Raw genomic sequence first — 17,231 nt, forward strand, 5'->3', positions numbered from 1 at the left:
GAGGCTAGCCTTCCATGCCGGGCAGGGTGGCGCCGCATTTGCGCGCCAGGATCTTTGCCACCGCCGCATCGTCCTCGCGCCCGAGACCCGCTTCGGAGGCTTCGACGAAGAGATTGAGGGCCGTCTCGGCAAGCGGCGTGACGCCGCCGGTGCGTTCGGCCTCGGAGCGGACGATGCCGAGATCCTTGACGAAAATATCGACCGCCGAACGGGGCGTGTAGTCGCCAGCGACGATGTGTTCGCCACGATTCTCGAACATCCAGGAGGAGCCGGCCGAAACGCGCAAGACGTCGTAGAGCGTCTTGAGGTCGATGCCCGCCTTGGCGGCGAGCGTCATGGCTTCGGCGGTGGCGGCGATATGGACGCCGGCCAGAAGCTGGTTGATCATCTTGACCTGGGAGCCGGGGCCGGGCCGGTCGCCGAGCCGGAAGATCTTCGCAGATATGGCGTCGAGGGCAGCACCGGAGCGCTCGAAAGCCTCGTTCGAACCCGAGGCCATGACGGTGATCTCGCCGGAAAGCGCCTTGACGTGGCCACCGGAAACCGGCGCATCGACGATCAGCATGCCGGCTGCCTCAAGGCGCTCGGAAATGGCGATCGTGGCGCTCGGCGCCATGGTGGTGCAGAGCAGGAAGACGGTGCCGGCCGCGGCCGTTTCCAGCGCGCCCTGCGGGCCGAACAGCACATGCTCGACCTGGGTGTTGTTGACGACATAGACGAAGACTGTCTGCACGCCGTCGGCTGCCGCCGCCGGCGTGTCACAGGCCCTGCCGCCCGCCTCCGAAAAGCGCTGCAGCACCTCAGGACGGACGTCGCAGCCGTTGACGGCAAAGCCTGCCCTCAGAAGCGAGAGAGCCGCGCCCCAGCCCATGGAGCCGAGCCCGATGACTGCTGCTTTGCTGATGTCCCGCACGGCTCATTTCTCCTGTGCCACACAAGTTTTCGGGGATGTTATCGATACCGGTATCGGTAACAAAGCCTATTTCAAGCGTGTATGTCAAGCGTTGGTTGCTTTCCTTTTTTACAAAAGAGCCTATGAATTGGTCGTTGCCCGCTTACGCGGCAGTTCGACGATAGGAACCACCGCGATGCGCAAATCCACTTTGGAAGAGGTTGCCGCTGCTGCCGGCGTCAGCAAGATGACGGCATCGCGCGCTCTTCGGGGTGCCGCCGACGTCTCCAAGGAAACCCGTGAAAAAGTGCTGCTGGAGGCCGAACGGCTGAGCTATGTCGGCAACCAGCTGGCGCTCTCGCTGTCGTCGCAGCGCACCAACCTTGTCGCCGTCGTCGTTCCCAGCATGTTGAACATCGTCTTTCCCGAGATGCTGGCAGGCATTTCCGCCGGGCTGCAGGGCTCCGGCATGCAGGCGGTTTTCGGCATCTCCGATTACGACATGGCCAAGGAGCGCGAGATCATTCGCGACATGCTCTCCTGGCGGCCCTCCGCCATCATCGTGACGGGGCTCGACCAGCCGCCCGAAACGGTCAGGATGCTGCAGCATGCCGATATCCCCGTCATCCAGCTGATAGACCTCGACGGCACGCCCGTCGATTTCAACGTCGGGCTTTCGCATGGCAAGGCCGGAGAAGAGATGGCGGCGGCGCTGCTTGCGGCCGGCCGGCGGCGGTTCGGCTATATCGGCTGCGGGTTGGAGAGGGACTTGCGCGCCGGCAAACGCAAGGCCGGCTTCGAGAAGGTGCTGCGCGAGAACGGTCTCTCATTCCTGCACGAGCGGGTCGATGGCGCCTATTCCTCCATCGCCCATGGCAAGCGGCTGACCATGTCAATGCTGGCGGCGACCCGCGATCTCGACTGCATCTATTATTCCAGCGACGACATGGCGACCGGCGGCGCGTTTGCCTGCCTGGAACTCGGGATTTCCTCTCCCGGGGAAGTCCTGATCGCGGGGTTCAACGGGCTCGACGTCGCCCGCGCGCTGCCGATCAGGATCGCCACCTCGATCTCGCCGCGACGCCAGATGGGCGAAGCCGCCGCGACCCTGCTGCTTTCTGCAAGCCGGGGAAACCCGCCTTCTGAAAAGGTGATTGCCTTCTATCCAGAGATCACCGGGATCGATTAGCTCTGCCGGAAAAGGCAACTTCGCGGGCTTTGCCCTCTCATTTCGTTTGATCAAGCTGTTTTACGAGGTCGGCAAGCACGGCGAACTGGCCCCTGAGGATCTTGGTCCCGGCCTCCGTGATCGGGAACCATCCCGCCCGATCGACCTCGGGGAAACTCTGGATGCGGCCCGATCTCGGAGGCCATTCCATCTGGAACTCCGAGCTTCTGATGTTTTCGACGTCAAGCACCGGGTCCGCTTCCACGGACCAGGCGACCACCACTTTTCCGCCGGGTTGGCGATATTCGCCGAGCGGGGCGAAGTCTCCCGATATCTCGATGCCGAGTTCTTCCCGCGTCTCGCGGATCGCTGCCGACAGCTCGTCTTCACCCGGGTCAATCAGCCCCTTCGGGATCGACCACGCGCCGTCATCCTTCTTCGCCCAGAACGGTCCGCCGGGATGCACCAGCAGGACTTCCAGCTCGGTCTCGAAACGGCGATGGATGAGAAGCCCGGCGCTACGGACCGGCATCGGCTGCTCCTTTAACGGTCATGGTCTCCTCCTTGGCGGCTGCTGGCCGATGCAGGAGAATACCATGTCCAGGGGATTTCGTTACGACCTGCTTGCGAAGAGCATCAAGGGACGACTGTTCAACCGCGCCGAGCGCCCCATCTCTGTTGGATGATCTACTTCACCAGCGATACCCACTTTGCAGACAGACGCGTCCTTCAGATCGACCGGCGTCCGTTTCCCGACATGGCCGCTCACGACGTCGCCCTGATACGGAACTGGAACGAGATCGTCAGGCCCGAGGACGACATCTGGCATCTCGGCGACTTCATGCATTTTCGCGGCGGGGACTGCGACCAGCTTCTCTCCATGCTGAACGGGCGAAAGCATCTCATCACCGGAAATAACGATCCGCAGACGACGACGGGGGCGAAGGGATGGGCGAGTGTTCAGCCCTATCACGAGATGACGCTGGATGATCACCTGCTGATCCTCTGCCACTATCCTTTCCGCACCTGGCACAAGATGGGCAAGAAGTCGCTCAACCTGCATGGACATTCCCATGGCCGCCTGAAGCCCCTGCCCCGCCAATACGATGTCGGCGTCGATGTTCAGGGCCTTCGCCCGGTGTCGCTCGAAACGCTGTTGTCGACGAGGTGAGTGCAGGGCTGAGAAAGGGAGATGAAAAGCATGGAACCGCAATCCGAGACGATATCCTGGTTTCGCTCGCTCGAGCCCGTCCAGCCGGTCGAAATGCTCGGCCTGTGGAGAGGCGCTGGGATCCCGTCCGGTCATCCGCTCGACGGCGTGCTCGAAAATCTCGGCTGGTTCGGCAAGCGTTTCCATGCGGACATGCGCGCGAATGCCCTTCTCTTTCAGTGGCGGCCGGATCGGCTGGTGGCGATCGATCTCGGTTTTATCCCGATCGGGCTGGCGATCAAGGCGGGGCCGTTCGGCCGCACGGCCCTTGCCCGCAGCGGATTTTCCTTTCTGCAGAAGGCATGCCGTGCGAGGGGCACGATCGCGTCGTTGAAGCTCCGGACCCTGGAGGATAGGGCCACCGCCGCGATGATCTACGACCGGCAACCTGTTATCGACTATTTCGGCAGGATCAACGACGATGAGCTCGCCGGCATGATGTGCGTCGAGGGCGACGCCCGCCGGTACTTCTTCAAGCTCCGGAAGGTCGAGGCGGCCCCGCGGCAGAACAGCTACGCGTGACGGAAAAAGCCGGCGGCAAATGCCGCTGAAGGCGGGAACAATGCGGTGTGCTATTCTGTTATTACCGCACGCAACTCCGGGGGTGCCCTCATGCGCGCTGTCCTGATCGCCGCTTTGCTTTCGCTCACCTGCCTGCCGGCTCGCGCCGATACGTCGGAGGCGGGGTTCCTGCAGTCTTTGGGGGGTGACTGGAGCGGGGCCGGCATGGTCCTCACCAGGATCGGCGGCACGAGCTTGAATGTCTCCTGCACCCTGAGATCGGACACGAGCGCGTCCACCGTCTCGATGAACGGGACGTGTCGCGGCCTTGCGGTCTTTACCAGGGCGTTTTCGGCAATCGTCAAGGCTGCGGGACAGCGCTACACTGGCAATTACATCGGACCGTCAGGACAGCCATCGAAGCTCGTGGGAAGCCGGCAAGGCAACAGGCTCAACCTCAACGTCACCTGGGCCCGGGTGGTCAATGGCGATCGAAACGCAACCTTGGTAATCGAGAAGGTCGGGCAGGACCGGCTGCTGATGCAGACGGTCGACCGCGACCTGGCCTCGGGCCGGTCCGTCGTGACGAGCCGCATCGATCTGCAGCGCCCCTCCGCGGCAAGCAGATAGGGCGCCGCCGGTTCGGGGAAACTATCTTCTGTGCGGCTCAATCATATCGGCGATCATCACGTTAATCTCCTGGGCGTGGACGCCGAGGTGAGATTCCGTCTCCGAGGCATCGAGCAGCAGTGGCGTTTCGAGGAGATAGCTCATCTCCACCAGCTCGTGCATGCCGAATTCCTCCATCTGCGCCTGCGAAAACGTGGCGAGGGTGGGCGGCTCCTTCCCGAGCAGTTCGGCTGTTCTCAGGATCAGTTCACGGGGCGAGACATGTTGTGACGGAACATGGAAAGCGCGATCCCATGCGCCTGTATATCCAGCAGTGGCCACCAAAGTGCGTGCGACGTCCTTGGTGAATGACCAGGCATGCTTTGCGTCCAGGTCGCCCAGGAAAGTGACGGGCTTCGACGCCAGAAGTGAGGGCAGCGCCAACAGCGAGAAATATGTCACGGCTCCCTGCCCGAGGTAATCGCTCGCCCGCACCTCGATGGCGGGAACACTGGCCCGCAATGCGCGCTGCCACATGATGGTGCGCACGGTGCCCTTGCGGGAGCTGGGGTCGAGCGGTTGGTCGGGCCTGAGCAGTCCCTCGGGGTTCGACCCGTAGCCATAAAGATTTCCGAGGACAATCAACTTCGTGCCGACATTCTCGGCGGCGCGCGTGACGCCATCCATGATCGGGAAAAAATCCGTCGGCCAGCGATCGTATGGCGCCATCGCGCACATGAAGACCGCATCCGCGCCCTTGCAGAGCTGCGTGAGCGCTTCCGCGTCGGTCGCGTCCGCTCGGACAGCCCTGACATTAGTCCGATCCTGCGAATTGACGCTTCGGCTGGTGATCGTGACATCATGACCGGCCTCACCAAGCAGCCTTGCCGTTTCAAGCCCGACCGGACCGGCTCCGACGACAACATAAACACTCATTTGAACCTCTGTTCACCATTGCGATGCGCAGAGTCTGCAAGACCGCGGATTGAAAATCGCGCTGCAATCGCCAAATTTTGAGCACGTTCCGCCAATCGTCGAGGCTTCCCGTGAATCTGCGACACACCGCGTATCAGCCTGGTGCCGTTTCGATCGCGTCGCTCCGGCTTGGGGCCGGCAGCTTTCTCCTGCCGGAAATGGATCGGCACCGGATACTCGTCCATGCGAGCGCGGCCACGCGCTCCTATTGCGGTCAGGTTGGCAAGTACTTCGTCCGTCGCGCCGGGGACATAGATCTGCTGGCCGCGGGTGAATCAGGCGGGTTCGAGGCCGAGTCCGCCTTCGACACGATCGTGGTGAGCTTTCCCGAGACCTTCGTTCAGGATGTCACCGGCGGCCTTGGTGCAAGGGGATCGCGGCGAATCCAGACGCGTCACCTCCTTCGAGACGAACGGATCGAGCATCTGACGCGTGCGATCCAGGCCGACTACGAAGTCGGCTCCCCAAGCGGGTCGCTTTACGCCGACAGCATCGGCATCGCGATAACGGCGCGCCTGCTGGGCCTCGATGACGCAGCGCCCGTCAGGGAAATCCGGCTGTCCGATGCGCAGCTGAAGCGGGTGCTTGATTTCATCGAGGCACATATCGAAACGAGCCTTGCGCTCGAGACATTGAGCAGGGTCGCGGCCGTCAGCAATTCGCACCTTCGCACCTGGTTCAAGGCCGCGACCGGTTTGACCGTGCATCGGTATGTCCTGCGTCGTCGCATAGAAAGAGCGCGTGAATTATTGGTCTCGACGGACCTCGCCATCAGCGAAATTGCCCATCGAACAGGATTTGCACATCAATCCCATCTCGCCCGTTGGATGCGACGCGAGATTGGCCAGACCCCGTTCGAGTTGAGGCGCAACAGCGCGATATAGAGGTCTTCAGCCTTTCATGGCAACGCAGAAGCTTCGCCCGTAGCAACGTGAGGGTCTCACGCACCCGACAGTGCAACGGCCCGCAACGCGGTCCTGACGATCGCATCGCCGAATTCAGGCGAGACCGGGCAATGGCCGACCAGCAGCCGGAAGAAGACCGGTCCGTAGATCATGTCGAGCAGCGCGTCCATATCAGGCGGCGCAACGATCTCTCCACGAGCGAGAGCCTCCTCCAGGATGATACGACCCGCGTTGCGGCTCGACAGGATCACCCGATTGCGGAAGGCCTTGGTGAATTCGCTTTCCGGGTCGGCCGCCGCGAGTGCCATGGTGATCTGCCGCCCACGTGTGCTCGCAAAGGCAGTTACCAGTCCTCTCATCTGCGCGCCGAGAGCCGCCTGCGCCGTGCCCCCTCCCACGTCTGCTTCCGGTAGCCGGTTGACCAAAAGAGCGGCCATCGCCAGTTCCTGCGCGTTGGCCCAGGAGCGGTAGATCGTCGGCTTGCCGACACCGGACCGCGCCGCCACGGCTTCGATCGTCATGCGACCAAAACCTTCAGCCATCAGGATTTCATGGGCGGCCTCCAAGGCACGCTTCTGCGCTGCAGCGCTTGGCGGCCGCCCTCTTTTCCTAGGTGTTGCGTTAGTCTCTTGACTCATATCTTTACGATACGTAACGTTAATGCAAGACCCAGTCAAGGAGGATCATCCATGCCGAGATTTGCCCGAAAAGTGAGCGCCTACTTCATCGTCAAGGATGCGGCCCGGGCCATCGACTTCTACAAGGAGGCTTTCGGCGCCACGGAAGTCTTCCGCATGACCGATCCCTCGGACGGGCGGATCGGCCATGCCGAGCTGCGTTTCGGAGAGACGCTGATGATGCTGGCAGACGAATATCCGGACTTCGGCGCCCTGTCTCCCGATACCGTCGGAGGCTCGCCGGTGACCTTCCACATGGATACCGTGTCGACCGACGCAGCACTGGCGCAGGCACTGTCGGCCGGGGCGACGATGTTGCGCCCGGCGACCGACCAGAGTTTTGGCGAGCGGGTGGCGCAGGTGCTTGATCCCTTCGGTCATCGCTGGATGTTGTCGCAAACCATCGAGCAGGTCACGCCTGAGGAGATGCAACGCCGTTGGAACGAGGACATGTCGGCATGAGTGCCGCAGCCCTTGAAGCGCTCGAGGAGGCTGAGCGCGCCTTCAACGCGGCAATGGTTTCCAACGATCCCGCCCGGATCGCCGCCTGCATCACTGAGGATTGGGTGCTGGTGACGCCTGAGCGTGGCCCAATCCCTGCACAGGCTATTCTTTCGGCGATCGGTTCCAGTGTCCTGAGCCATGACACGATGACCAAGACGACGCATCACGTCCATCTGCTCGGCAATGTCGCTACGGTTACCGGTCGCGGGCAGAACACGGGCATGTTCCGTGGCGAACCGATATCAGCCGACGAATGGATCACCGACGTCTATCACCGGGAGGATAACAGGTGGCGGTGCGTACTGACCCACCTCACGCCTGTTTGCAGTCCCTTGGAAATCCCTCCGATTCCAGACAAGATCATCCCGCTCTAGCTGGGGGAGACGCTGATGGAAAATCACGAGCCGTTTTTACGCGAGGCGATAGCGCTCTCGAAATCCGCGATGGAACGCGGCGACGAGCCGTTTGGCTCTGTGCTGGTGAAGGACGGCGAAGTCATCCTGCGCGCCGAAAACAGCGTCTTCACCGGCCACGATATGACGAACCACGCCGAGATGAACCTGGTTAAACTGGCGGCGCAGCATTACGACACTGCATATCTTGCCGACTGCACGCTCTACACCAGCACGGAGCCGTGCGCGATGTGCTCCGGGGCGATTTACTGGTCGGGCATCGGACGTATGGTGTTTGCCTGCTCCGAAACGCGGCTTGGCGAGATTGCCGGGATCGGATTGAACGTGCCGAGCCGGGCGGTATTGCAGACCGGCGCGCGTGTCGTCACCGTGGTTGGTCCGACGAACCTCGAAGACGAAGCGGCCGAAATACATCAGGAATTCTGGCCGAAGCATCTGGGCAAGGCTTAGTGCATGTCGCCCAAAAGTGCGCAGCGGTTTTGGGATAACGACATGCATAAATCAAAGACTTAAAGCGCGTCGCATGAATCCGGTTTGACGCGACGCGCTTTAGAGCCTCGGCTCAGGACACCCCGATCGAAAAGACGAGTTCGAAGACGAGACCTTCGGGCCTGTAGTCCGAGTGGGATCGTGCCTGCGCCTTTGCCGGGAAGGCGCGCTCTATGAGCACGGAGCCGAAGCCCCGCTTCGTCGGTTTCGACACCGGCGGCCCGCCGGATTCGGTCCACAGGAGGAAGACGCGGCCGTCATCATGCCTCCACTCGATGGCAACAGTTCCGTTCTCGCTTCCGAGGCTTCCATACTTCGTCGCGTTGGTCGCCAGTTCGTGGATCACCAGCGAAAGCGGCAGGGCGGTGTCGGCGGGCAGAACCACGTCCGGTCCATCGAGACGAATGTGTTCGGCTTCGGAGGCGACATGCGCCCGTAAGGCGGCGGAGACGACATCCCGGACCGGTGAGGCCGATCCTTCCCGGGAAAGAATGAGATCATAAGTGCCCGCGAGCGCCGCGAGCCTTTCGGCGAAGGAATTGTACCGCTCGGGATCGGAGCGCGAGAAGGTCTGCCGGGCGATTGCCTGGACTAAGGTAAAGCCGTTCTTGACCCGGTGCGCCAGTTCGCGGACGAGAAGAATACGTTCCTCCTCGACCTCTTCGTTCCGGCGTCTGCGCTCCTCGAGCTCGTCGAGCAGCCGGTCGAAGGTGGCGCCGACGACCTCCAGTTCGTCCGATCCCGTCATGCCGGTTCTGGCCGACGTCTGGCCGCCGCGCCATTTCTCCATCACGTCGGCGATCCGCCAGATCGGCACGAGGATGAAGCGGTTGCCGATGAAGATCGCGGCGGTGAGCGAAAATAGCGCGCCGCCGATGATGGCGAGCGTGTTCATCAGCGTCGCCCGCTCGATCGGCGCGAAGGCCTCCGGTTTCGAGAAGCCGGCGCTGACGAAGAGAGGGCTGGATGGCAGCGCGATCGGGCGATAGGCGACGATACGCGTGGTTCCGTCCTGGCTGGTGAGCTCGATGACGTCGGGTTGCTCGGCATGGATCAGATGCTGGTATTCGTCGGGTATCACGGTACCGACGAACTGCTCCGGAAGGGGCGCGCGCGCGACGATGGTTCCCTTGCCGTCGGCGATCGTCACCGCATTGCCGGGAGCGACGCCGCGCTCGGTGATGCGGTTCTGCAGCCAGTCCATCCGGATGCCGCTGACTATGACAGCCTTGAGGGTGTCGCCTTCCATCAAGGGCATTGCGAGCGGCAGCACGTGCCTGTCGGAAAGACGGCTTTGCGTATAAGTGCCGACGGTGAAGTCCTTGCTGTTCAGGATCTGTTGGAAATAGTCGCGATCGGAGAACCGCACGCCCTCGGGAAACGCGGTGCTGCCGCAGACCGGCCGCCCGTCGAGCCCGACGACGAAGATGGTGCTGACGTTCGGAATGCTTTCGGCAACCGATTTGAGGGCCTCGTTGCAGGTGCCGACGTCGAGGTGCCGGACGGAAGGCATGGCGGCGACGGAAACGAGAAGGCCATGCAGGCCCTCCACGATCCTTTCGACTTCCGACGATGCCTGGCGCGCCGCCTGGGCGGCGGATGCGCGCACTTCCTCGTTGCGCTGGTGGCGGAGCGCGACCTCGTTATATGCGAGCATCGCCACAACAGGCGCCAGCGCCGCGACCGCAACTGCAACAAGCTTGAGTCTCATCCCATCACCCCTCACAAGGGTTGGTAGCATGATCGAGACGACCTCGCCCAGACCAGCTCCTCAATCTTGCCCAGCAAATGTCGGAATGTGCGAATTCGGACATGCGCCTGGCCGGAGGGAACGGGAAGCTAACCACTTCGGCAGGGCGTTTGCGCTTGAGCCTTGCCGACCTCCGGATTGCGGCTAGATAATTCAGGGATGAACGATGCCAGAAGCGTTTCCCCCGAGAATTCCGCGGCCGGGCCGTCTTCGCCGCGGCCGCTGACGAGCGCGATGGCGGCGGAGGTCGAACGTCTTCTATCGGGCCGAACCCGCGATATCCACCTCGCGGGCGAACTGCGCCGCCGGTTCGACGAACGGGTATGGCGGCAGACTTCGAAAATCATTCGCTCCTGGCTGACCTGGGTGGCATTCGTTGATGTTCTGACGCTGGCGCTGAACGCGATCCTGCTTCCCCATGACGTGGCGCTCGCCATGGTCGCCCCCGCCTGCCTTTTGCCGCCGGCGGCAATTTTAACGGCGCTCCTCTGGCGCAAGCCGTGTCCGGCCGCGGTTCAGCGTGCATCGCTTCTCGGGGGCATGTGCCTCATTCTTCTGTCGGTCGCGCTCGTTGGCGTCTTTGCCGGCGGCGAATTCTACGAGCGGCATCTGACCATCATGCTGTTCGTCGCAACGAGCGCGATCACGATCTTCAGCGTGCCGCTGGCCTGGACGATCGCGATCGCCTGTTATGCCCTCTGCCTCTATTTTATCCTTCAGTGGTTCAACCCGCTCGTGGAAGCGGGCAGTGTCATTGCCGGAACCCTGTTCTTTTCCTGCGGCATCATCGCGACCGTGGTTGCCCGGCGGACGATGAACATCCTGGCGCAGAAGACATTTCTCCTCGACTGCAGGGACCAGCGCCGCGTCGCGGAACTTGCCGATGCCAACGCCCGGCTGGAGCGGCTGGCGAGAACCGATCCCCTGACGGGCATTGCCAACCGACGCTGGATGATGGAGACGCTGGAGGAACTCTGGCGGAGCAAAGGTGACGCCGGCGTCGTCGCTGCCATGCTCATGTGCGACGTCGACCACTTCAAGGCACTGAACGACAGTCTCGGCCACAGCGAAGGCGACCGCTGCCTCGTCAAGGTGGCCGGCATCATCCAGAGCAGCGTGCGCGCCGATCGCGACCTCGTCTCACGCCACGGCGGCGAGGAATTCCTGATCGTGCTTCCAGGCGTCGAAGAAGAAGAGGCCGTGGCGATCGCAAAGCGCATCCGCGAGAGCGTGGAAGCCGCCGCCCTTCCAAACCCCTCTTCCGCCGTGGGTCCTTCGGTGACGCTCAGCGTCGGAGTGGCGGTGAAATCGGCTCGCGATCCCGGGGTTTCGCTTGATAATCTCCAGCACGAGGCCGACATGGCGCTTTATCGCGCCAAGCAGGCGGGACGCAATCAGGTCTCCATCTTTCGCCGGCCGCAGAGGACCGCCGAACAGATCGCCGCGCGACGCTGAAGGGTGTCGCGCAAAAATGCATCTCTGACCGGATCGTTCAAAATGCCACGACGGCAGCGACGCTTGGAAGAGGCGCCGCCGCCAGGGCAGCGTACATCTCGACCCTGTCACGCCCGCCGCGCTTTGCCCGGTAGAGGGCTTGGTCTGCGCGATCACGCAGCCTCGTCGCGTCGCATTCGTCGCTCCAGAGGGCAACGCCTGCGCTTGCGGTCGGCCTCACGGTCCCGGCGTCAACGACAAAGGCCAGGGCCTTGATCTTTCGCCTGACGTCGTCGGCCGCCGCAAACAGAGTTTCTTCCGTTTGGTCGCGTAGGAACAAGGCGAACTCTTCCCCGCCGAGGCGGCCGAGCAACAGCTTTCCTCCAGCGGCGGCGGCGATGGTTTGCGCGACGCCGACAAGGACGGCATCACCGACCTCGTGGCCATGCCGGTCGTTGACCGACTTGAAGTGATCGATGTCGATCATGATGAAGCCGTCGCCGTGCTTCAGTTGGTGCGGGAGGGAGGCAAGGAAGTTCTGGCGGTTGGGAATGCCCGTCAGGGCGTCGGTATTTGCAAGACGGCTTAGCTTGGCCTCAGCCCTTTCCTGCACGAGAACCACCACGAACAGCGCGACCGAGAAGTGGCAGATGATGAGCATGAAGAAGGCGTTTCGCGGGGCGATCGGACCATATTCTGGAAAAACCACCCCAAGGACGACCAATGCCGAGAACGTCATCGCGGCCATAAGAGATGCGGCAAGACCGATTCTTCCGGGCAGCCGGTCACGGAGAAAACCCACCAGGATGGCGGCGGAAGAGAGGGCGAGGAAGACCGAAGAGTTTGCGTTGAATATCGCGGCCCGCATTTGATTGTCGAGATACAAATGCGTCACGCCGACGAGAACGGACAAGGCCAGCGCGGCCGTTACCAGCAGCCAGTCCGAAAGCTTGCGTCGGCGTCCGCTTAACCGGATGATCCCGACAGCCATCAGCGCGTAGCCGGTCACGCCGACGGAAAAGCTCCCGAAGGTCCAGATTTCACGGGGAAGAGAGCCCTGCTCGCCCAATCCAGCGAGTGTGGAGGCGAAGGCGAGAAGGCAATCACCGACCGCGAGAAGATCAAGGCCAGGCTCCCGAGAACGCCATCTCATATAAAAAAAGCACAATGCGCCAACGATGAACGACGACTTATGGAGAAGAAGAACCGTAGCAAGATCCATCGCAGAACTCTGAGCCAACCAAGACGCCGATGGAGATAATCAACAACAGCTACGTTTATGTGAATCTTCTTGCTTGACGCTTGATGAATGGAGCGAACGGGATCGCCGCCAGCCGTATGCGCGTTGCCATTTTCTCGACCAAGGATGGTTCCGGCCCCTTCGGCTGCGAAGCGGACCCCCGGGCTTTCGGAAGAGCAGCCTTCGCCCTTCGCGGTCGAGCCCGCCGCGGGACTAAAAGGTAAGCTGGATCTTACAGGCGGTCGTGCGGTCGCCAGCGAGTTTGAAGGCTGCATCGGCGTCTTCCAGCGGCAGGCTGTGGCTGATGATCGGCCGCACATCGATCTCCCGGCTCGCGATTAGCGCGACGGCGGTGGCAAATTCCTCGTGGAAGCGCTGCGTTCCGTGGATATGAAGCTCCTTGCCGACGATAGCGTTGAGGGGGACCGGGATCTCGCCCGTGACGCCGACCTGCACGATGGTTCCGCGTGGCCTAATGGCCGCGATCGCGCTGCGGATGGCTGGGGCTGCGGCCGAGCATTCGAAGACCAGATCGAAATAACCCTTGCCCGCCTCGAATTCGCTAAGGGCCGCGGCATCCCTGGAGACATTGACCGTGCGGCCGGCGCCCATCGCTTTGGCCCTCTCCAGCGTCGCATCGGCGAGATCCGTCACGACGATTTCGGCCGCGCCGCGATGACGGGCGACGGCAACCATCAGGCAGCCGATAGGGCCGGCGCCGGTAACGAGGACGCGGTTGCCTTCGATATCGCCCGCGCGCGATGCCGCATGCAGGCAGACGGCCAGCGGCTCGCTGCAGGCGGCTTCCGCAGCCGTTGTCGCTGCCCCGGCTTCGAAGCATTGCTTCGCGGGCACGACCAGCCACTCCCGGAACATGCCCTGCTCATGCGGCAGGCGCATCGCGCTGCCCATGAAGCGCATGTCGAGGCAATGGATCGGCAGCCCCTTCCGGCAATATTCGCAGGCACCGCAGGGCTGGCTGGGATTGACCGCCACCAGCGTGCCCGGTTTCAGATCGACCCCTTCGCCCGCCTGGCTCACGATCCCCGAGGCCTCGTGGCCGGGTATGATCGGCTCGCGAACCCGGATCGGCCCGAAACCGCCGTCCTGATAATAATGCAGGTCGGAGCCGCAGATGCCCGCGGCTGCCATTTTCAGAAGCACCTCGCCTGGACCGGGAGCCGGAACGGTGTCGGCTTCGACCCTGAGATCGCCCTTCTGGTAAAGCCGTGCCAGACGTGTCTGCATCATGATCTCCTATCTCAACAGCCCGAGCTGCTGCGGCAGCCAAAGCGATATGGACGGCACGAAGGTGATCAGGATCAGCGCCAGGAAGAGCGGCACCAGCCAGGGCAGGATCGCCATGGTCGTGCGTTCGACCGAGAGTTTCGCCACCCGTGACAGCACGAACAGCACCATGCCGAGCGGCGGATGCAACAGGCCGATCATCAGGTTCAACGTCATGATGAGGCCGAACTGGACCGGATCGATCCCGAATCTCGCGACGATCGGCAGAAGGATCGGCACCAGGATGGTGATCGCCGCGATCGTATCCAGGAAGCAGCCGACGAACAGCATCAGCAGGTTCACCAGGATCAGGAAAACCCATTTATTATCGGTGATCGACAGGATCGCATCGGAGAGCAGCTGCGCCGCCTGGCTGACCGTCAGCAGCCAGGCGAAGACCGATGCAGCGGTGACGATGAAGAGAACGGATGCCGTCGTCTCGATCGTATCGAAGCTTGCCTTGGCAAGTGTGGAGAAGGTCATCGTGCGATAGCGCACGAGGCCGAGGAACAGCGACCAGAGGACGGCGGCGACAGCGGCCTCCGTCGGCGTGAACCAGCCCATCGTCATGCCGCCGATCAGGATGACAGGCGTCATCAGCGCCATGACGGCGGAAAAGCGGAAATACCAGTCAAGGGCGAGAAGTGCCAGAAGGGCGATGCCTGCCGCGGCGTTCATCGATACGCCCGCCTGCATCAGCAGATAAATTGCCGCCGGCACCATCAGAACGACGACGATTTCCATTCCCGCCGACAGGAGCTGTCTCACGTCGAACGGCGCGTCCGAACCCCAGCGCTTCACGTAGGCAAAGGCCGCAACGGTGATCATCATCAACAGCGTCATGACGACGCCGGGCAGAATGCCTGCCATGAAGAGAGCGCCGATCGAGACGTTCGCCATCATCCCGTAGATCACGAAAGGCAGCGACGGCGGGAAGATCGGTCCAAGCGTGGCGGATGCCGCCGTCACGCCGACGGCGGCCTCGACCGGATACCCGTGATCCTTCATCGCCTTGATCTCGATCGTGCCGATGCCGGCCGCGTCGGCAAGCGCGGTGCCGGACATGCCGGAGAAGATGACGGAGCCGATGATGTTGACCTGCGCAAGCCCGCCCTTCATCCAGCCGACCAGCGCCACGGCAAAGGAATAGATGCGGCCGGTGACGCCAGCCGAATTCATCAGGTTGCCTGCCAGGATGAAGAAGGGAACGGCGAGCAGCGGGAAGCTTTCGACGCCGGCGATCATGCGCTGGGCGACGATGATGTCGGGCGCGACGCCGTAGAGGACGATGTAAAGCACGGATGCGACGGCCATCGAGATGGCGACGGGCACGCCGACCAGCATCAGCACCAGAAACGAGCCAAGAAGCAGCAGCATCGGATCAACCCTCGACGGTCTGGAATTCTTCGGGGCGCTCCAGAACGGAGTAGCCCCGGCGGATGTTGGCGATGAAGACGATGACCGCGCGGATCAGCATCAGCACGAAGGCGACGAGAACGGAGTAGAAGACGATGTTGCGCGGCAGCTCGACGGTGACCATCTGCTCGTCGGCGACGATCCCGACATAGCGCCACATCAGGGTGCAGCCATAGGCGAAGAAACAGATGCGCACGATATCGACGAAGGTCGCCAGCACCCGCGCCAACCCTGCCGGCATATAGTGATAGAACACGTCCACCTGGATGTGCCGCGACGTGCGCACGCACATGACGGAGCCGAGAAAGACGACGCCGATCAGGCAGTTGATCGCGATCTCCTCGGTCCACGCATAGCTGTCGTTCAGAACATAGCGCGTGAAGAACTGCAGGAAGACGCAACCCGCCATCAGCCAGAAGACGATCAGCGTGATCCAGTCCTCGATGGCATAGTCCGAGACGTTGGCGGTCGGCGCGTGCCCTTCGAACTCGTGGCCGATTTCCTCGGCCGTGATTGAGGTGTGAATTTCTTGCGACATGATCGGCCCTGTTTTGGGTTGGGAAGAAGGGCGCGGCGTTTGGCCGGCGCGTGCCCTTCGTGTCGATTTCGTCTTGCGCTCGGCGGTGCTTGCCCCCTATCCGGCTGCCGCCACCGTCTCCCCGCCTGCGGGGAGAAGGGGATGTGCCGCGACTTCTCCGTCCCCGCACGTTTTTCAGGGCACGTCCCCTCTCCCCGTCAGAACGGGGAGAGGGTTAGGGCGAGGGGCAATCCTCGGTAGCGAGCTTTACCGGATCGCGCGGATCGCTTCCCAGTCGGCCTTGTCGTAGCCGAAGTCCTCGAACTTGACCTTTTCCATCACGGTCTTCTCGAAGTCTGTCTTGTCGACCTCGGCGACGTTGAGGCCTTTCTCCCTGAAGGTCGCGATGAGGCCGTTTTCCTTGCCGGCGATCGTCTTGCTGGTGCGCTCGGCGGCCTCCTGCATGACCTCTCCGAAGATCTTCTTGTCCTCGTCGGAAAGGCTCGCCCACAGCTGCTTGGAGATGACAGTGTTCAGGTGATCGACGATGTGGCCGGTGAGGATGATGTTCTTCTGGACTTCGTAGAACTTCTTCGCCTCGATCGTCGTCAGCGGGTTTTCCTGCGCCTCGACCGTGCCGTTCTGCAAGGCGAGATAGACCTCGGCGAAGGCGATCGGCGTCGTGTTGGCGCCGCAGGCGCGCGGCATGGCGAGATAGGCCGGAACGTCGGGCACGCGGATTTTCAGACCCTGCATGTCGGCGCATTTGGCGATCGGCTTGTTCGATGTCGTCTGACGTGTGCCGTAATAGCTGACGGCGGCGATGTGATTGCCGGTCTTGTCCTCATAGCCTTTGGCAAGACGCTTGAAGACGTCGCTCTTGGTATAGGCGATCAGGTGGTCGGGGCCGCGGAAGATATAGGGGAAGTAGGTGACGCCGATCGGCTTGTAATCGCGCGCCGCAAAGCTCGATCCCGATATGATGATATCGACCGTGCCGAGCTTGAGGCCCTGGTTGATGTCGGCTTCCTTGCCGAGCTGCGAGGCCGGATAGACCTCGATCTTGTAGCGCCCATCGGTGCGCTTGGCGATCTCTCCCGCAGCCCAGACGGAATCCGTATGGAAGGGCTCGGAGGTTTCATAGACATGCGCCCATTTCAGCACTGTCTCGGCCTGCGCAATCGCCGTCGTCGCCATGATCGCGGCTGCGGTGCAAATTATCGTTGCCAGTCTGCTCTTCATCG

Annotated in this window: 19 protein-coding genes; 9 read left to right on the top strand and 10 right to left on the bottom strand. The window is 62.3% G+C overall.

Annotation, left to right across the window (positions count from 1 at the left end):
• Positions 1-4: 4 nt before the first annotated feature.
• The gene (gene ltnD, locus EFB14_RS19430; RefSeq protein ID WP_126828107.1) at positions 5-913 is read right to left on the bottom strand and encodes an L-threonate dehydrogenase; all 909 of its coding nucleotides are present in this window, start codon (positions 911-913) and stop codon (positions 5-7) included.
• 175 nt (positions 914-1,088) lie between these two features.
• On the opposite strand from ltnD, the gene EFB14_RS19435 reads away from it, so the two are divergent.
• Positions 1,089-2,081 (top strand): LacI family DNA-binding transcriptional regulator, encoded by a 993-nt coding sequence (locus EFB14_RS19435; RefSeq protein WP_126828109.1) that lies wholly within the window; start codon positions 1,089-1,091, stop codon positions 2,079-2,081.
• A 37-nt stretch (positions 2,082-2,118) separates the two neighbouring features.
• Here the strand turns inward: EFB14_RS19435 and EFB14_RS19440 are convergent, their stop codons facing one another.
• Positions 2,119-2,592, bottom strand: coding sequence for an NUDIX hydrolase (locus tag EFB14_RS19440; protein ID WP_126828111.1), 474 nt, complete (start codon positions 2,590-2,592; stop codon positions 2,119-2,121).
• A gap of 150 nt (positions 2,593-2,742) precedes the next feature.
• On the opposite strand from EFB14_RS19440, the gene EFB14_RS19445 reads away from it, so the two are divergent.
• The 3 genes from EFB14_RS19445 to EFB14_RS19455 all read left to right on the top strand — a co-directional run bounded on the left by EFB14_RS19445 (position 2,743) and on the right by EFB14_RS19455 (position 4,401).
• Positions 2,743-3,231 (top strand): metallophosphoesterase family protein, encoded by a 489-nt coding sequence (locus tag EFB14_RS19445; RefSeq protein ID WP_126828113.1) that lies wholly within the window; start codon positions 2,743-2,745, stop codon positions 3,229-3,231.
• 21 nt (positions 3,232-3,252) lie between these two features.
• Entirely contained in the window at positions 3,253-3,792 is a 540-nt protein-coding gene (locus EFB14_RS19450; protein ID WP_126828115.1) for a GXWXG domain-containing protein, read from the top strand.
• A gap of 90 nt (positions 3,793-3,882) precedes the next feature.
• Positions 3,883-4,401, top strand: coding sequence for a hypothetical protein (locus tag EFB14_RS19455; RefSeq protein ID WP_126828117.1), 519 nt, complete (start codon positions 3,883-3,885; stop codon positions 4,399-4,401).
• A gap of 21 nt (positions 4,402-4,422) precedes the next feature.
• On the opposite strand, the gene EFB14_RS19460 is transcribed toward EFB14_RS19455, so the two are convergent.
• Positions 4,423-5,316, bottom strand: a complete 894-nt coding sequence (locus EFB14_RS19460; RefSeq protein WP_126828119.1) for an NAD-dependent epimerase/dehydratase family protein — start codon at positions 5,314-5,316, stop codon at positions 4,423-4,425.
• Between the two features lie 110 nt (positions 5,317-5,426).
• Between EFB14_RS19460 and EFB14_RS19465 the strand changes: the two genes are divergently transcribed.
• A complete protein-coding gene (locus EFB14_RS19465) occupies positions 5,427-6,239 on the top strand; it encodes an AraC family transcriptional regulator (RefSeq protein ID WP_126828486.1) in 813 nt (270 codons plus the stop codon).
• Between the two features lie 56 nt (positions 6,240-6,295).
• On the opposite strand, the gene EFB14_RS19470 is transcribed toward EFB14_RS19465, so the two are convergent.
• Positions 6,296-6,898: a TetR/AcrR family transcriptional regulator gene (locus EFB14_RS19470; RefSeq protein WP_126828121.1), complete on the bottom strand. Its 603-nt coding sequence runs from the start codon at positions 6,896-6,898 to the stop codon at positions 6,296-6,298.
• Positions 6,899-6,949: 51 nt separating this feature from the next.
• On the opposite strand from EFB14_RS19470, the gene EFB14_RS19475 reads away from it, so the two are divergent.
• Genes EFB14_RS19475 through EFB14_RS19485 form a run of 3 tightly spaced genes read left to right on the top strand, consistent with a single transcriptional unit; the run spans position 6,950 to position 8,304 of the window.
• Positions 6,950-7,399 carry a VOC family protein gene (locus EFB14_RS19475; protein WP_126828123.1) on the top strand — a complete coding sequence of 150 codons (450 nt, stop codon included), beginning with the start codon at positions 6,950-6,952 and terminating at the stop codon, positions 7,397-7,399.
• Positions 7,396-7,815, top strand: coding sequence for a nuclear transport factor 2 family protein (locus EFB14_RS19480; RefSeq protein ID WP_126828125.1), 420 nt, complete (start codon positions 7,396-7,398; stop codon positions 7,813-7,815). Before EFB14_RS19475 ends, EFB14_RS19480 begins: the two co-directional genes overlap by 4 nt.
• Before the next feature lie 15 nt (positions 7,816-7,830).
• The gene (locus EFB14_RS19485) at positions 7,831-8,304 is read left to right on the top strand and encodes a nucleoside deaminase (protein WP_125849052.1); all 474 of its coding nucleotides are present in this window, start codon (positions 7,831-7,833) and stop codon (positions 8,302-8,304) included.
• A 112-nt stretch (positions 8,305-8,416) separates the two neighbouring features.
• Here EFB14_RS19485 and EFB14_RS19490 read toward each other — a convergent pair whose 3' ends face one another.
• Positions 8,417-10,054, bottom strand: a complete 1,638-nt coding sequence (locus EFB14_RS19490; protein ID WP_126828127.1) for a sensor histidine kinase — start codon at positions 10,052-10,054, stop codon at positions 8,417-8,419.
• Positions 10,055-10,252: 198 nt separating this feature from the next.
• On the opposite strand from EFB14_RS19490, the gene EFB14_RS19495 reads away from it, so the two are divergent.
• Positions 10,253-11,548 carry a GGDEF domain-containing protein gene (locus EFB14_RS19495; RefSeq protein WP_126828129.1) on the top strand — a complete coding sequence of 432 codons (1,296 nt, stop codon included), beginning with the start codon at positions 10,253-10,255 and terminating at the stop codon, positions 11,546-11,548.
• Between the two features lie 37 nt (positions 11,549-11,585).
• Here EFB14_RS19495 and EFB14_RS19500 read toward each other — a convergent pair whose 3' ends face one another.
• The 5 genes from EFB14_RS19500 to EFB14_RS19520 all read right to left on the bottom strand — a co-directional run bounded on the left by EFB14_RS19500 (position 11,586) and on the right by EFB14_RS19520 (position 17,229).
• Complete coding sequence (locus tag EFB14_RS19500) at positions 11,586-12,749, bottom strand: GGDEF domain-containing protein (RefSeq protein ID WP_126828131.1); 1,164 nt, start codon at positions 12,747-12,749, stop codon at positions 11,586-11,588.
• A 231-nt stretch (positions 12,750-12,980) separates the two neighbouring features.
• The gene (locus EFB14_RS19505; RefSeq protein ID WP_126828488.1) at positions 12,981-14,015 is read right to left on the bottom strand and encodes an L-idonate 5-dehydrogenase; all 1,035 of its coding nucleotides are present in this window, start codon (positions 14,013-14,015) and stop codon (positions 12,981-12,983) included.
• Between the two features lie 9 nt (positions 14,016-14,024).
• Positions 14,025-15,431 (bottom strand): TRAP transporter large permease, encoded by a 1,407-nt coding sequence (locus EFB14_RS19510; protein ID WP_126828133.1) that lies wholly within the window; start codon positions 15,429-15,431, stop codon positions 14,025-14,027.
• A gap of 4 nt (positions 15,432-15,435) precedes the next feature.
• The gene (locus EFB14_RS19515; protein ID WP_126828135.1) at positions 15,436-16,008 is read right to left on the bottom strand and encodes a TRAP transporter small permease; all 573 of its coding nucleotides are present in this window, start codon (positions 16,006-16,008) and stop codon (positions 15,436-15,438) included.
• A 246-nt stretch (positions 16,009-16,254) separates the two neighbouring features.
• Positions 16,255-17,229 carry a sialic acid TRAP transporter substrate-binding protein SiaP gene (locus EFB14_RS19520; RefSeq protein ID WP_126828138.1) on the bottom strand — a complete coding sequence of 325 codons (975 nt, stop codon included), beginning with the start codon at positions 17,227-17,229 and terminating at the stop codon, positions 16,255-16,257.
• Positions 17,230-17,231 lie beyond the last annotated feature (2 nt).

The organism is Rhizobium fabae, from assembly GCF_003985135.1.
Classification (GTDB): Bacteria; Pseudomonadota; Alphaproteobacteria; order Rhizobiales; family Rhizobiaceae; genus Rhizobium; species Rhizobium pisi.

Coding starts and splice junctions, on each gene's coding strand:
- EFB14_RS19435 (WP_126828109.1), top strand. CDS start 1,089: ATGCGCAAATCCACTTTGGAAGAGGTTGCCGCTGCTGCCGGCGTCAGC.
- EFB14_RS19440 (WP_126828111.1), bottom strand. CDS start 2,592: ATGCCGGTCCGTAGCGCCGGGCTTCTCATCCATCGCCGTTTCGAGACC.
- EFB14_RS19445 (WP_126828113.1), top strand. CDS start 2,743: ATGATCTACTTCACCAGCGATACCCACTTTGCAGACAGACGCGTCCTT.
- EFB14_RS19450 (WP_126828115.1), top strand. CDS start 3,253: ATGAAAAGCATGGAACCGCAATCCGAGACGATATCCTGGTTTCGCTCG.
- EFB14_RS19455 (WP_126828117.1), top strand. CDS start 3,883: ATGCGCGCTGTCCTGATCGCCGCTTTGCTTTCGCTCACCTGCCTGCCG.
- EFB14_RS19460 (WP_126828119.1), bottom strand. CDS start 5,316: ATGAGTGTTTATGTTGTCGTCGGAGCCGGTCCGGTCGGGCTTGAAACG.
- EFB14_RS19470 (WP_126828121.1), bottom strand. CDS start 6,898: ATGAGTCAAGAGACTAACGCAACACCTAGGAAAAGAGGGCGGCCGCCA.
- EFB14_RS19475 (WP_126828123.1), top strand. CDS start 6,950: ATGCCGAGATTTGCCCGAAAAGTGAGCGCCTACTTCATCGTCAAGGAT.
- EFB14_RS19480 (WP_126828125.1), top strand. CDS start 7,396: ATGAGTGCCGCAGCCCTTGAAGCGCTCGAGGAGGCTGAGCGCGCCTTC.
- EFB14_RS19485 (WP_125849052.1), top strand. CDS start 7,831: ATGGAAAATCACGAGCCGTTTTTACGCGAGGCGATAGCGCTCTCGAAA.
- EFB14_RS19490 (WP_126828127.1), bottom strand. CDS start 10,054: ATGAGACTCAAGCTTGTTGCAGTTGCGGTCGCGGCGCTGGCGCCTGTT.
- EFB14_RS19495 (WP_126828129.1), top strand. CDS start 10,253: ATGAACGATGCCAGAAGCGTTTCCCCCGAGAATTCCGCGGCCGGGCCG.
- EFB14_RS19500 (WP_126828131.1), bottom strand. CDS start 12,749: ATGGATCTTGCTACGGTTCTTCTTCTCCATAAGTCGTCGTTCATCGTT.
- EFB14_RS19505 (WP_126828488.1), bottom strand. CDS start 14,015: ATGCAGACACGTCTGGCACGGCTTTACCAGAAGGGCGATCTCAGGGTC.
- EFB14_RS19510 (WP_126828133.1), bottom strand. CDS start 15,431: ATGCTGCTGCTTCTTGGCTCGTTTCTGGTGCTGATGCTGGTCGGCGTG.
- EFB14_RS19515 (WP_126828135.1), bottom strand. CDS start 16,008: ATGTCGCAAGAAATTCACACCTCAATCACGGCCGAGGAAATCGGCCAC.
- EFB14_RS19520 (WP_126828138.1), bottom strand. CDS start 17,229: ATGAAGAGCAGACTGGCAACGATAATTTGCACCGCAGCCGCGATCATG.